The sequence below is a fragment of the Vibrio sp. YT-15 genome, from assembly GCF_033337445.1.
In the GTDB taxonomy this organism is placed as follows: Bacteria; Pseudomonadota; Gammaproteobacteria; order Enterobacterales; family Vibrionaceae; genus Vibrio; species Vibrio alginolyticus.
This window is the reverse complement of sequence record NZ_JAWOQR010000003.1, coordinates 1-14527: the sequence shown is the minus strand read 5'-3', so window position 1 is coordinate 14527 and position 14527 is coordinate 1. Positions and strand designations below refer to the sequence as shown.

General features: G+C 43.1%; 12 protein-coding genes and 1 tRNA gene. 5 read left to right on the top strand and 8 right to left on the bottom strand.

The genetic code is table 11. The features are described from left to right. Window positions 1-146 precede the first annotated feature (146 nt). Complete coding sequence (locus tag R7D93_RS07080; RefSeq protein WP_005378568.1) at window positions 147-890, bottom strand: hypothetical protein; 744 nt, start codon at window positions 888-890, stop codon at window positions 147-149. 257 nt (window positions 891-1147) lie between these two features. Between R7D93_RS07080 and R7D93_RS07075 the strand changes: the two genes are divergently transcribed. Beyond that, the gene (locus R7D93_RS07075; protein WP_005378570.1) at window positions 1148-1450 is read left to right on the top strand and encodes a DNA base-flipping protein; all 303 of its coding nucleotides are present in this window, start codon (window positions 1148-1150) and stop codon (window positions 1448-1450) included. Window positions 1451-1480: 30 nt separating this feature from the next. On the opposite strand, the gene R7D93_RS07070 is transcribed toward R7D93_RS07075, so the two are convergent. Next, the gene (locus R7D93_RS07070) at window positions 1481-1915 is read right to left on the bottom strand and encodes a YbaY family lipoprotein (protein ID WP_054577989.1); all 435 of its coding nucleotides are present in this window, start codon (window positions 1913-1915) and stop codon (window positions 1481-1483) included. Window positions 1916-2155: 240 nt separating this feature from the next. Between R7D93_RS07070 and tesB the strand changes: the two genes are divergently transcribed. After that, on the top strand, window positions 2156-3016 hold the full coding sequence (tesB, locus tag R7D93_RS07065; RefSeq protein WP_005378575.1) for an acyl-CoA thioesterase II: 861 nt from the start codon (window positions 2156-2158) through the stop codon (window positions 3014-3016). A gap of 68 nt (window positions 3017-3084) precedes the next feature. Here tesB and R7D93_RS07060 read toward each other — a convergent pair whose 3' ends face one another. Both R7D93_RS07060 and R7D93_RS07055 read right to left on the bottom strand, forming a co-directional pair. After that, the gene (locus R7D93_RS07060) at window positions 3085-6126 is read right to left on the bottom strand and encodes a cadherin repeat domain-containing protein (RefSeq protein WP_225495514.1); all 3042 of its coding nucleotides are present in this window, start codon (window positions 6124-6126) and stop codon (window positions 3085-3087) included. A 456-nt stretch (window positions 6127-6582) separates the two neighbouring features. After that, entirely contained in the window at window positions 6583-7047 is a 465-nt protein-coding gene (locus R7D93_RS07055) for an Lrp/AsnC family transcriptional regulator (protein ID WP_025998626.1), read from the bottom strand. Between the two features lie 140 nt (window positions 7048-7187). On the opposite strand from R7D93_RS07055, the gene R7D93_RS07050 reads away from it, so the two are divergent. Beyond that, complete coding sequence (locus R7D93_RS07050) at window positions 7188-8282, top strand: PLP-dependent cysteine synthase family protein (RefSeq protein WP_005389952.1); 1095 nt, start codon at window positions 7188-7190, stop codon at window positions 8280-8282. Between the two features lie 61 nt (window positions 8283-8343). Here R7D93_RS07050 and R7D93_RS07045 read toward each other — a convergent pair whose 3' ends face one another. Then, window positions 8344-8661 carry a DUF1244 domain-containing protein gene (locus R7D93_RS07045; protein ID WP_005378586.1) on the bottom strand — a complete coding sequence of 106 codons (318 nt, stop codon included), beginning with the start codon at window positions 8659-8661 and terminating at the stop codon, window positions 8344-8346. Between the two features lie 214 nt (window positions 8662-8875). Between R7D93_RS07045 and R7D93_RS07040 the strand changes: the two genes are divergently transcribed. Further along, window positions 8876-9451, top strand: coding sequence for a porin family protein (locus R7D93_RS07040; protein WP_005378589.1), 576 nt, complete (start codon window positions 8876-8878; stop codon window positions 9449-9451). A 90-nt stretch (window positions 9452-9541) separates the two neighbouring features. Here the strand turns inward: R7D93_RS07040 and R7D93_RS07035 are convergent, their stop codons facing one another. The 3 genes from R7D93_RS07035 to R7D93_RS07025 all read right to left on the bottom strand — a co-directional run bounded on the left by R7D93_RS07035 (window position 9542) and on the right by R7D93_RS07025 (window position 14168). After that, window positions 9542-9739 carry a type II secretion system protein gene (locus tag R7D93_RS07035; protein WP_031781369.1) on the bottom strand — a complete coding sequence of 66 codons (198 nt, stop codon included), beginning with the start codon at window positions 9737-9739 and terminating at the stop codon, window positions 9542-9544. A 221-nt stretch (window positions 9740-9960) separates the two neighbouring features. Continuing rightward, the gene (gene vmeF, locus R7D93_RS07030; protein WP_213893667.1) at window positions 9961-13074 is read right to left on the bottom strand and encodes a multidrug efflux RND transporter permease subunit VmeF; all 3114 of its coding nucleotides are present in this window, start codon (window positions 13072-13074) and stop codon (window positions 9961-9963) included. Continuing rightward, window positions 13074-14168, bottom strand: a complete 1095-nt coding sequence (locus tag R7D93_RS07025) for an efflux RND transporter periplasmic adaptor subunit (RefSeq protein ID WP_005389959.1) — start codon at window positions 14166-14168, stop codon at window positions 13074-13076. The genes vmeF and R7D93_RS07025 overlap by 1 nt, the downstream gene beginning before the upstream one ends. Window positions 14169-14460: 292 nt before the next feature. On the opposite strand from R7D93_RS07025, the gene R7D93_RS07020 reads away from it, so the two are divergent. Next, a tRNA-Tyr gene (locus R7D93_RS07020) sits at window positions 14461-14527 on the top strand.

The following is a 14527-nucleotide window of genomic DNA, read 5'->3' as shown; positions in this document are numbered from 1 at the left end:
CTTATCTTAAATCAACCACTTATATTGTGGTTATTATTATTGGAAGTGTAGTAAATATGAAATGAAGAACATATACTAATCTCCATTTTGTTCCACAACCAATTCGATACTCTGCCGCACATGTCACTTTTTACCTGACTAAAAACTCATAATTCAGCCTGTTCATCGCTACTACGTAAAATATAGTCAGTCATCCAAGCCGTCCCTAACAAACAGATCCAAACCACGAAAACAGGGTTTGGCACATCCGTGGTCGGGCTGACGACTAAAGCGGCAAAACCCACAGTCGGCAATGTCCAGCATAATAATTTGCTCCAACGAATGGTGTGTTGAAGCTTCGCAAGTGCTTCCATTGACGCTAACATTCCCGTCAAACTTAACGCCATAAGAACGGCGTATGGTAGGCCTGCAATCCACAATGGGAGCAACAAAAATAACGGCCACCAGCTGTGTTTATTGGATGGCGTCCAATGCGCAGCCGACCACCACATCGCCATAACCGCAATGGTTTGAACCACTGTAACCCAAGCAAAACCATCCAGCTTACCGCCTTGCTGTGTGACCATAAGACCAACTTGCAGTGTAAGTACAATAAGACCAGCGGTGAGCAACACACCTAAAGAGCTTCTACGAGAAAATACCACCATTAAAAGTGGGAAAAGGATCAAAACACCAACCGACAAAGCAATTGGCTGCATTGAGAGTGTCGCACCAAAAGCCATCATCGCGCCCAGTAATACTAGGCCAGCGAACCCACCTTGTGGCAGAACCCACAGCGCGGGGATCATAAGTGCAAGAACGGGAATGTCACCCTCGCTCAAACTCATCGCCCGAACACAGACAACAGCGAGTAAGGTCGTAACGAAAAATTGAAGTGTCGATAAAATCATAGCGCCTCCTGGCTTCCCCACCTACTTGGTAACTCAACGGCAAAAACTGGGATTGAAAGTCGTTGAGAGGGTCTAGATTCAAGCTTAGCTTGCGTTTGCTTCATGCTGTTTAAGGCTCATCAACCAACGACACTAAAGAACAGAAAATGTAATTCTTCAAAGTGAGTCGCTGGCAACACAAGGGTTAAGAACCGTTAGCAATATACAAGTCCAATGGTTTACCATTCCTTAGTAATCCAAAATAGACACTTTTGAGTATGGACCAATTTTTAGCGCAAATCTTTGCTGTAATTCACCAAATTCCAAAAGGAAAAGTCTCCACCTATGGGGAAATTGCAAAAATGGCCGGTTATCCGGGCTATGCGAGACATGTTGGTAAAGCACTGGGCAACTTACCAGAAGGCAGTAAACTCCCCTGGTTTAGAGTGGTAAATAGCCAAGGAAAAATATCTTTAAAAGGCAGAGACTTAGAGCGACAAAAAAAGAAATTAGAAGCAGAAGGGATTGAAGTCTCGGAAGTTGGCAAAACTTCACTTAAAAAATACAAATGGCAGCCTTAAGCTGCCATTTTTTGTTCTCAGTACGTCGTATTAACGTGTTCCAACTAGACGAATATCTAATTGGTGAGTTTGTGCTTCATCAGTAATAACACCGTTATGTGTGTCGCTGATAAAACGCAGCTTTCCATCTACCTCAATGCGAGCACGAACGCTGTAACGATGGTTTGGTTTGATTTCATTGCTGTCGTAACTCAACTCAAAAGAAAGAGGAACTTGCTTACCTTTCGTTTCGAAGGTCTGTTTCGCCAACACTTTTGCTGGCGCATCCGCCAAGGACACATCTTCTAACGCAATAGTAACCACTGCGTTTGGTGGCAAGGCAATCCGCTCGCGATAAGCCACTGTACCTGTAATCGTCTTCATTGACGCTTCTGTAGATTCCATTTCTGTATTTTGAGAAGTTTGGCAACCCACTAACGCAGCCCCAAAGAGTAGAGAAGTAACAAGTAGTAGTGTTTTTTTCATATATTCCTCGAAAAGAGCATTAAACCGAAGCAATTATAGGTGTGGAATATAAAACTGTCTGCTTCCTGTCACTTTATTTGACAATAGTTTGACTGAGTTAGAATTTATCAAACAATTGATTTTGTTTCATAATTGGAACAATACTATTTCTAAGTTACTCAATAGTTCTTAACTATGCCACTTCACAAGAGTGAGGCTGTTGAGGTAACTTGGAATGAAAGACAACGGTGAGGAGACACAATGAGTAAACCACTACGAGAATTGCTCAGCCTACTACAACTCGAAAAATTAGAAGAAGGCTTGTTTCGTGGCCAAAGTGAAAACCTAGGTTTGCCTCAAGTTTATGGCGGTCAAGTAATTGGGCAAGCACTTTCTGCTGCGCGCTACACCGTTGAAGAAACACGCACGGTACACTCCTTCCATAGCTATTTTTTGTACCCTGGCGATCCAGAAAAACCTATTATTTATGACGTAGAAAATCTGAGAGATGGCCGTAGCTTTAGCACTAGACGCGTAAAGGCAATTCAAAATGGACGCCCTATTTTTTACCTAACCGCATCCTACCATGGCGATCAACCTGGGTTTGATCATCAAAAAGAAATGCCAGATATCCCTGGTCCAGAAAACTTTGCCTCAGAGAGTGAGCTCGCAAGCCATATTGCAGAATTTCTACCCAAACGCTTACGCAAAACATTTTGCGGGGAAAAGCCAATCGAAACTCGCCCCGTTACGGTTATCAACCCTTTGAAGCCCAAAAAAGCAGAACCCAAACAGTACCTTTGGATTCGTGCTAATGGTGAAATGCCAGAGAATCAGCTAATTCACCAGTACCTTCTGGCCTACGCATCCGATTGGGGATTCCTTGTGACAGCAATGCATCCACATGAAGTCTCATTAATGACGCCTAACTTTCAAGTGGCCACCATTGACCACTCTATCTGGTTCCATCGTCCGTTTAAGATGGATGAATGGCTTCTATATGCGATAGAGAGCCCAACGGCGAGCAATACTCGTGGGTTGGTCCGTGGCGAAATATACAACCAGCAAGGTCACTTAGTGGCGACCGCCGTGCAAGAAGGGGTGATGCGCTACACGAAATAGCTCGTGTTCGCTAGACGAAAAAAGGAGTGCTGTTCCGCACTCCTTTTTTAATGGGTATCAAACGATGATTAATTTGGTTGATACTTCATGTTAACAACCGACCATTCGTAAAGTGATTTCGGGTAACCATATTCGCCTTTCCCGTAAATGACATTTGGGTCGGCATAGAATCCACCTTTATTCGTTGCTAAAAATTCACGCACCCCACGACGGTAAGTAATCACAGGTGCTACTAACTCATACTCTACCTTTTCCATCTTCGAGTCATCAATTATTAAGAACCGAGTCATACGAATCGTGCTGCCGCTGGTGCAGTATCCTGGGTCATCGTAGTCAATTGCTTCAAAAGGCTTGAGATCATCTTCGAACAGTTCTGATGTACATCCATCAAATCGAGCCACATGTACCCACGCAGCTTTTATTAGAGTTTGGTCATCGTTACCCACCGGCTTAAATATAAGCTTCGCAACCTTACCTTTGCCGTATAATTTCAATTCTTCGTCCGTTGGCTCACGCACTGAACGAGCGTTCATCAAACCAAACTCACTTTCTTCTAAATTGGAAAATTCAAGCTTATTCAGAGTACTAATCAACACCGTTTGTTCTTTCTCAAACAATTCATATTGATCCGCAACACCTTTGTCAGCGAAGCTTATAAAAACCTGAACATTCTTACTTTCCAGCTCTTCGTAATCTCGAGATTCCCCTTCCGAAACGTCAAGAGAAATCCAACGTTTATTTATCGGTGGGAGGTCAAGTAATGTCAGCTCTTCCTTATCAACATCTAATGAAGCGACACCGTTAGTTGTTGAGCCGGATATTTGATAACTGCGTTTTCCTATTGGTGTACCAAAATCTAGCTTAACCTTTTTAAATGGTTCAAATTCCACCTTCATTGTAGAAGTACTTAAACCAGGGTGCTTCGCTTTGTTAATAGTGCCATTTACGACGATTGTTTTAGCTTTGTAGTTGCGTCCAGTAAGAGTAACCTCTACTTGGTACTCGCCTGCGTGCAAAATCTTCAAACGCCCCGTATCAGGGGAAACTAGCTCGACCACAGGATCTTTTTGGTTAATAAGACGGTAACTTGCCTTCGCAGTCCCACCACTCATCACTGGTGAGATAACACTACCAGCGGAGAATTCTACCGTTGGGTAAGTAACCGATACAGGGTTTGTGCCTTGTTTAATCGTGACCGAGAAACTACTTTCACCCGGATCCACTTTGTCGTCCCCCGCATCCGAAACAATAATTTTTGTGCTACCCGCGTTAAGAATTTGCATGGCACCCGTTTGGCTGTTTAAGGAAACTACATCTGTTGCTGCGTTGTCTGCAAATCGGTACGTAACTTCCCCAACCGTACCAGAGATTTTCGGCGCAACAAATGTTTGGCCAACCTTCCAAATCTCTTCCACATCGGATTGAACTTCAATTCGGCTCGGCGCACTCAAAATTGTCACGTAGACTTTTTGATCAGGACCAACGGTATAATTCGCGCTCTCTTTTCTGCGCACAGTTAGCGTCGCTTTACCCGCTTTATACACATGGAGACGTCCTTCACTAAAACCACCGACAACATCTGGTGCGGTGTTATCTACAATCTCAATTTGCTCGTCAGCACTCAAACCAAAATCACGGTGAAGATCAAAACTGTATTTGTTGCTGTATACAACGTCATAATCGTGCGTTGCCATGGGTTGGCCTTCAGCCTTTGCAACTTTGATGACGACATTAAATTGAATAGGTTGGTAGAACTCCCCACCATCGTCTTCAAACTTAAGGTCGTACTCACCCGCAGTCACTACCTCCAACTTGCCGTCAGTCATTCGTAAGCCATTAGGTAAGCTGCTAACTAGATTTACGTTACCTTTTTGCCCTTTAAACGCCAGAGGGATTGAAAGATTTGGTTGATAGGTAAGCGGCATTTCAATGTCTTTTATAACGGGATGAGGCGCGCGATTAACTTCAAGATCAAAACGAGTTTTGCTTGCAGGATAATTACGCATGTCATGCTCGTAAATTTCCACTTCAGCAGCACCAACACCTTTGATCAGTAATGCTTCACCATTTTCAGTTTTAGCAACAACGTCTTCACCACGAATGATTCTCAGCTCATAGTCACCGTAGGCGTTCGTCACCTTAGGGAAAATTCGTCCACCTTCCTCATAAGTTGTGACGATATCCGCTGCGCTGATTTCTTGACGCTTGCCTTGTTTTATATCCACAAAAAATTGCGCTGTTTGCTGTTTATCCAGAAACGCGTCGCTGTAAGTTGCAGTCGCTTCAACCGTTAATCGACCAACATTATGAACAAGAAGCAAACCCGTTTCAAGATCTAGCAACTCGGCCACCTTGCTGTCTGGTACGCTATTTATAATTTTGTAAGAAATACGTTGCGTTTGAGCTTTATCTAGACGCACTGGTTCTAACGTCAACCCTTCTCGATACTCGTCTTCAAGCAAAGCGAACTGTAATTGCCCCGGAGCTACTGCATGCAGTTTAACCGCAGCGCGAACTTGTTTCGGCAAGTAAAAGTCGTTACCTGAATCGGTAATCAGCACCGATGCCTGACCAACTGAACCTAATGAATATACCGAACCGTTCTCATCAACACGAATCAAGTTATGACCACTTTCTACCTCATAACTCAGTTCGCCTTTTTGGCCACGGACGATCAACGTTTTTCCTTCTGACTCAATCGCATTGAAATTCAGATCACTCACTGAAAGTTCAGTATTGATGCCTCGCTCTACAGTGACAGAAAATCTTGCTTCAGAAGATTCATAAGCAGAGCTACTATCTGTAGCAAGAATAGTCGCCGTTCCTGGGCGCAGAATTTGTAGTATTCCTGAGTCATTAATTTTCACGACATTTGGCGGATTAGAGTCAATGACTTGGTAAGATACCGACCCATGTACATTGCTCAGTTTTGCTTCAGTAACCGTTCCCACTCCTTCAAACTTCAATACCGTGTCTTCCACTTTTAATTGCGGACGGTTCTGCTTTGTTATCGTAGTTGGTGTCTTCGTATTGTTCGGCTTAGAGTCTCCCCCACCGCCACAGCCAGCGAGTAAAGCTGCGAGAAAAAGCAAATAGTAATTTCTGTTCATTTTTAGTAATACTTTGTTACATACAAGATGGGGCGATAATAATACGATGTTTTATTAATCACTATCCCCATTTTTGAGTACTTTATTACTTAAGTAATTGCTACTGTATTAATCCTAAAAACAAATACTCAAAAATAGCGACCAAATTACATGAAAAAACAAAAAGCAAACGTTTAAATCAAACTCTTCCATTAATTTAGTAAAAATTAATATTCAATAAAATAAAACATGAAAAAGAAAGAGAAAAAATTGCGTTATTTTTTCTTTCATTATGATGTACAGGATTAATGGACTGTAAAAACAAATGGTTAATGAAAAATAGAAGAGAGAATAAATATCGTTTATATTTATAAAAATCTGGTAGGAAATAGTTTTAAAAGCATAATCAAACTACCTTTTAACATTTAAAAAACTAAAAGGTAGAATTAACATTAGATAGAATTCTTATAGGGCGAGTTATTTTAGGATTGGTAACTCTGTTGTGTATTTAATGGACTCCATAGCAAATGTTGAAGTCACATTAGATAGCCCTTTTACGCTATTAACTAACCGCTTATAGAATTCGTCAAAACACTTCATATCTTTGACTAGTACTTTCATCATGTAGTCATACTCGCCAGCCATACGATAAAACTCCATTACCTCAGGAAAGTCACTCACAGTTGTAACAAAATGGTGATACCAACCTTCGGAATGATCAATCGTTTTTAACTGAACAAATGCAATGAAAGATAGCTCGAGCTTTTCTGCACTTAACAACGCCACGCGTTTTTCGATGTAGCCCTCTTCTTCCAACCTTTTCAAGCGCTTCCAGCATGGTGTTGTAGTAAGATTGACTCGCTCAGCCACGTCATTTAATGACAAGGTGCTGTCGGTTTGTAGTAAAGCAAGCAGCTGCTTATCTATTCGATCTAAACTCATTTCTATAAAACCCATAAAATGTAGAAAATTTTTCCACAGATATCTTTATTAAGAGTAACAATAGCAAAGTTTTTCTCGAAAATTATAGATAAATTATCCCTATCTAATACTTATCTATCGATTTCCCAAGGAGAGACGCCATGTGTACTGACCACAATTGGATCAACAATGCAGTGCGTAAAATTGAAGCAGACTTCCAACGTTCTGCTGATACTCACTTATTTAAACTCGAACTACCTTCTCTTGATGGTATCGATATCTATCTAAAAGATGAGAGTACGCACCCTACAGGCTCTCTTAAGCATCGATTGGCGCGCTCATTGTTTCTTTATGCGATTTGTAATGGATGGATTGGTCCTGAAACCACTGTAATCGAGGCGTCCTCAGGCAGCACTGCCGTTTCGGAAGCGTATTTTGCGCGTTTACTTGGCTTACCGTTCATTGCTGTTATGCCGAAAACCACCGCACGTAAAAAGATTGAACAAATTGAGTTTTACGGTGGTAAAGCGCATCTTGTAGAGCGCTCAGATCAGATTTATGACGAGTCTCGACGCTTGGCTCAAGAGCTAAATGGTCACTACATGGATCAGTTTACTTATGCTGAACGTGCGACTGACTGGCGCGGTAACAACAACATCGCGAACTCTATCTTTAGCCAAATGGAGTTAGAAGATCACCCGATTCCTAGCTGGGTAGTGATGAGTCCTGGAACAGGCGGCACATCAGCAACCATTGGCCGTTTTATTCGTTACCAAAAGTACGACACCAAGCTTTGCGTGGTAGACCCTGAAAACTCAGTGTTTTACGACGCTTTCCAGTCAGGAAATCACTCATTGAAAGGTGATACTGGCAGCAAAATTGAAGGTATCGGGCGACCACGTGTCGAACCAAGCTTTATTGCTGGTGTCATTGATGAAATGCGCAAAATTCCAGACGCAGCCAGTGTGGCAACTGCCCATTGGGTATCTCAGCTGATTGGGCGTAAAGTCGGCGCATCAACAGGCACCAATCTTTACGGCGTGCTGCAATTGGCTTGTGAGATGAAACAACGCGGTGAGAAGGGTTCAATCGTGACGCTTCTATGTGATTCTGGAGAGCGTTACCTAGATACGTATTATGACTTAACATGGGTAAAAGAGAACATCGGCGATATTCAACCTTACTTAGCTCAACTCGAAGTCATTCAAGCAAAAGGTTGCGTTGAGCCAGCTTGTTGCGGCTCAACTAACGCTTAACGTGCAAACTGGACTTTAAAAAACAGCCCAACTTCATGCGGGCTGTTTTTATCGCTGGGTTTTACTTTTTCTGGCGCGCTTCAAACGCAGCCAATTGTTCTGGAGTTGCCGCTGGTTGATGATTTTGTTTCCACTCATCGTAAGTCATGCCGTAAACACGTTCGCGAGCGTCATCAATATCTAAATCCAAACCGAGATTTTCAGCCTCAGATTTATACCATTTGCTAAAGCAGTTGCGACAGAAGCCCGCAAGGATCATCAGGTCGATGTTTTGTACGTCTTTGTTGGCATCTAAATGCGCCAATAAACGGCGAAATGTCGCCGCGTCTAACTTATCTTGTTCTTCTTGAGTCAAGTTTTTGTATTTGAATTCAGCCACTTTCCTTTCCTTCTCTCTTATTTAGCTAGCTTTCGTCACCATATCTAGTTAGTCGGTAGTCATGAGTAAGAAGTATGCTTTAGCGCAACAATTCCCACTCTAAAATCACTACCTTTGATAAAAGCTGATATGATAATTACCATCCATCCTATTGATTAAATTAACATTTAAACAAATCATTACAACGGTCTTTTACCAAGGTTATCGTCTAGTTATGAAAAACGCCATTCTATTATTGTCTGCCTTGACCATTAGCGTGCCAACTTTAGCTGCTCAAGAACAAGCTCATCAATCTTATTTTTATCTGGGTACTGGTAACGTTGGTTTTGATACACCGTACTTCGGCTCGGATAGAGACAATGAGTGGTCAACACCACATATCACCGTTGGCTGGGGTTACCATGTAAACCAATACCTCGCGTTTGAAGGGGTTCTGCGCTATTCACAAAATGAACTTAAGAACGATGCTCTAAAAACTGACTTAGATCTTCACTATTACCAAGCAGGTATGTCTGCTGTTGTAACAAGTGATAACTTAGGCGATACGCCACTATCACTGTTTGGTCGCGTAACTGCGCTTGGCACTCAAGCTGAAATGTATGTTCCAAACGAACAAAAAGTCACAGATGATTCAGGTGCACTATTCAACATCGGTGCTGGTGTCCATTGGGATATGAGCAAAGATATCTGGTTACGCGCAGAGTACATTTATAATGTCGCGGATATGGGTTTTGAAGATTTTTACGACAGCTACGAAGGTGTACAAATCAGCCTAGGGAAACGCTTCTAACATTAGATAGCACCAAGTTTCCATAATTGAAAAACAAAGAAGCCGAGTGTTTTACCTCGGCTTCTTTTAGATTCTATAGTATGTCGTCACTTACTGAACAGAGAACGTTTCTGTTGCCTCTTTGTTCACATGGTTGCTTGGTTGACCAGCATCGAGAGAATGCAAAATACCATCTTGACGATCTTTTAATGCATTCGTCAACGTTGGAAGTGCGGTAGTTGCTAGCAACGCCATAACACCTGCAACTAAAACCATTTCGACCATGTAACTACCACGTACTTTTTTCAAGGAAACACCTCAATAATAATAGGCATAGGCTGCTTTCCTAGCATTAAACCTAACAAGACCCAACATTCAGTCAAAACGATGAGCGAGTCCTGTGCCCCTCGAAGAAGTGGCGAAATAATAAACAAAAATAATCATTAAATCTATAAGTAATCACTATCTATATAAAAAAACACCGAACAAAAATTGCCCGGCGTTTTCAATCAAAGCTTTACGTGCTACTGCTAGGGGTGGGCAACACGGCCCTTCGTATCATGGCTAATTGCTTTGTTTAACTCTGCTTCTACATGACCTGGTGCTTGTGTTTTCGCCGAAATCAATCGGTACATTGCCGGGATAACAAACAAGGTCACCAATGTCGCAAACCCCATCCCGAAAAAGATAACCGTACCCACGGCAATACGGCTCTCATAACCCGCCCCTGTCGATACGATCAACGGAATTGCGCCAGCAAGTGTGGTAAACGCAGTCATCAAGATTGGACGTAGACGTCGCGCAGCTGCATCAATGATCGCTTTTTCAAACCCAACGCCACGATCACGTAGCTGATTGGCAAATTCTACGATCAAAATACCGTTTTTCGTCACCATACCAATCAACATGATCATGCCAATCTGGCTATAAATGTTCATACCTTGGCCCATAATAACCAAACCAAGGAAGCCACCAAATACACCCATCGGCACCGTAAACATGACCACTAACGGGTTTACGAAGCTTTCAAACTGAGCCGCCAACACGAGATACGCCACTAGCAGTGCCAATGCAAACACAACAGCAACACTCGCTTGGTTCTCTTTAAAGTCTTTCGACTCCCCCGAATAGCTCACCGAAATGTCACCCGGTAAGTTGTCGATGGCTTCCTGGTCTAGGTAATTCAGCGCATCTCCTAATGTATAACCTTCCGACAGGTTGGCAGTAATAGTGATAGACTTCTGTTTGTTGTAGTGAGAAAGACGAATAGAGGCCGCCACTTCTTCAATTTTTGTGACCGCATCTAACGTCACTAGCTGACCGCTATTCGTGCGCAGATAAATCTGACTTAAATCTGCAGCATTATTAAAGCTATTTTCATCACCGCGAAGATACACATCGTACTCTTCGCCACGCTCAACATAAGTCGTTTCGCTTTTACCACCGAGCATGATTTCTAGGGTGTCAGAAATGTCTTGAACACTGACTCCTAGCTCTGCGGCACGCTGTCGGTCAACTGTAACCAATAACTCAGGCGTTTTTTCCGAGTAATCTATCTCTGCTCCTTCCATCATTGGTGATTCTTCTGCTTTGTTCTTTAGCATTTCAGCCCAAACAACGAGCTCACCGTAATCAGAGCCGCCTAATACGAACTGAACTGGCTCACTCGAACCACCTTGGAAACCTGGCATAAATGGGAACACTCGAACATCTGGGATACCTGCCAATTCTTTACGTACTTTGTTAAGGGCTTGCTGAGCCGTGATATCACGTTCGTTCCAATCTTCTAGAATCATGATCACAAAGCCTGTCTGGTCTCCTGCCTGGCCACCAAACGCTGGCGTTTGGATGCTGAATGACTTCAGATAACCTTGCCCTAGTAATGGCATCAATCGGTCTTCGACAATATCCATATTGGCTGACATACGATTGTATGACGTAGCATCTGCACCGCGCACAAACGCGAATATCACACCGCGATCTTCTTGTGGAGTCAGTTGGGCCGGTACCTGATTCATCAAGAAATAGCTACCGCCCAAACAAGCTAGAATCACCAGCGGAGCAGCCCAACGTACTTTCAATGTGCCTTTCAATAATGCGCGATAACCACTCTCAAGCTTGCTAAACAAGCGATCAACCGCTTCATTGAATCGATTTGGTTTTACATTCGCTTTCAAAATCTGACTACCTAATACAGGAGTCAGCGTCAGGGCAATCAAAGAGGAGAATATGACCGACATAGCCAGCAATACAGAAAACTCTGTAAATAGTAGACCTACCATGCCATCCATAAAGGAGATCGGTAAGAACACCATCACCAGCACTAATGTTGTTGCTATAACAGCAAAACCAACCTCTCTTGTGCCTTTATATGCGGCGAGTAATGGCGATTCACCGCGTTCAATATGGTGGAAGATATTCTCTACAACCACAATTGCGTCATCCACCACCAAACCAATCGATAATATCAACGCCATCAAGGTGATCAAGTTGATAGAAAACCCAAAGTAGTACGCGGCAATGAACGAAGAAATCAGAGAAACAGGTACCGTAACCGCAGGAATTAAGGTTGCACGAGCTTGGCCGATGAAAATGTACAACACCAAAATCACCAAGCCGCCCGTGATAAATAGCGTGCTGTACACCTCTTCGATTGAACGCTCGATAAATACTGTCGCGTCGTAATCTATCGCAAGACGTGTACCTTCTGGTAAGAACTTCTGGATGTTATCGACTTCAGACCTAACCAGCTTCGCAACCTCTAACGGGTTTGCGTCTGACTGCGGTACCACACCAAGACTGATGTTTACTACACCATCACTTTTGAAGGTTGAGTTTTCGTTTTCTGCACCAATGAAGACATCTGCTACATCTTTTAAATAGATAGGTGTATTGTCGCTTGCGCGTTTAATGACAAGATATTGAAAATCTTCAGGCGTGTTATAAGTACGAGCCGTACGCACGGACATTACCGTTGAGTCGTTGCGAACTTCACCACCTGGGCTTTCTAGGTTCTCACTTCGCAAAGCTGATGTAATGTCCGAAGCTGTAACTGAACGTCCAGCCATTAGTTCTGGCTTAAGCTTCACGTACATTACCTTGTACAAACCACCGGAGAGATCAATGGAGCTAACCCCAGAGATCAGGCTAAAGCGGTCCATCAATACACGTTCGGCATAATCGGTTAATTGAGTACGGTCCATCTCTGCAGAACTGAGATTGATATAGAGCGACGCCTCTCCCGAGCCATTGTTCTTATAAACAATAGGGTCATCCGCTTCATCAGGTAGCGAGCGCTGAGCACGAGCCACAGCATCACGCACGTCGCTCACACCTGTGTTGAGATCGTAACCTAATTCAAACGTGATCGTGATACGCGACATGCTGTTACGAGTAGTGGAGCTAATTTCATCAACTCCACTGATCCCAGAAAGCTGGTCTTCCAAAACGGAGGTAATTTGGCTTTCAATAATAGTCGCCGATGCACCCTCATAACGCGTACTGATAGAAACGACTGGGCTTTCTATATCAGGCATTTCACGAACGGCTAATTTGGTGAATGACACAAAGCCAAACACACACAACAGCATGCTCAGAACCAACGCCGCGACAGGGCGTTTAACTGAAACGTCGGACAGTAACATTAGTTTTCTTCCTCATCCGATTCACTGTCATTGCGTGTCACATCCGTGGTGTTCGCTTTTAGTGGCGCGACAATTTCTTTCACTTCGACACCATCACGCATGTTAACAATGCCTTGAACCACAATCTTGTCACCAATCTCAACACCAGATTCGATCACCACCTCGTTACCAACACGAGCACCTAGCGACACTTCTTGACGAGTAGCTTTGTTGTTTTCATCAATTACATATACAAAACGTTTAGTTCCGGAGTATTCAAGCGCTTGAACAGGAATGATTGGCGCCTTAATAGCAGGAAATGCTAGTGAAGCGTTCATCAACATGCCCGGCTTCAATTGATTTTCTGGGTTATCAAACTCAATACGCACGCGAAGATTCAGTGTTTCGGCGCTGATACGCGTATCAATACCTGTGACTTGACCAGTAAAGATCTGGCTACCCCATGCACTGGTTTTAGCGATGACTTCCATACCAATAGAAAGCATCGATAAATAGCGCTCCGGTACTTGTAAATCCAGTTCCATGACGGAAAGATCATCCAACGTCAAAAGTTCAGTACCCGCACTGACCATTTTGCCGCGGCTAAAATCGATAAAACCAACAGTGCCAGAAAATGGAGCAGTAATATGGAGATCAGCTAAATTGGCTTGAGCAGCATCTAGCCTCGCTTGTGCTATTTCAACACTGGCTTTTTGTGCATCGATTTCAGTTTGAGTAATCGCATTCCGCTTAACCAAACGTTGGAACTCTTTTAACTTACGCTGTTCATCTTTTAGATACGCCTTTGCCTCAATCAAAGCGGCTTGAGCCTTATCGTCATCTAACTTAATTAATAACTGGTCTTGCTGAACATTTTGATTCGCTTTAACAGCGATTTGATTCACTTTGCCGGCGACTTCCGATGCGACAACCACAGACTCCGCTGCCTTTAATTTGCCGATAAGAGTTAAGGATTGATTGATCTCGTGCGTTTCTACTTGTTCAGTCACAACGGTAACCGCTGAGCCTCCTCGCATCGCAGCGCAAACCGATGGAGAACTCAGTAATATAGAAAGCGTTAAAACAGATAACGATAACGTGGCTTTCATGCTCATGATATTGACTTCTAAACGAATAAACTTATGTCATTAAACTGCTTACAGTTTATCAGTAGATACGGTGTTTAACGTCAAGTAGTGTAAATTCAAGTAAAAAGCGCGCTTCTCTTCTGTTCAAAGGACAAACAAAACGCTGACTTTCTACCATCTTTGCCCAAAAAGACAGCATTCAACGTAAAAACGTAAGAAAAACGCTTTACAGCCTGAGCGAGTTTGCTATGATTCGCTCCGCACTTGGGAGATGAGTTGGGAAAACATCTTACTAAGTATAAAAATCCTCTGGAGGGGTTCCCGAGTGGCCAAAGGGAGCAGACTGTAAATCTGCCGGCACTGCCTTCGATGGTTCGAATCCGTCC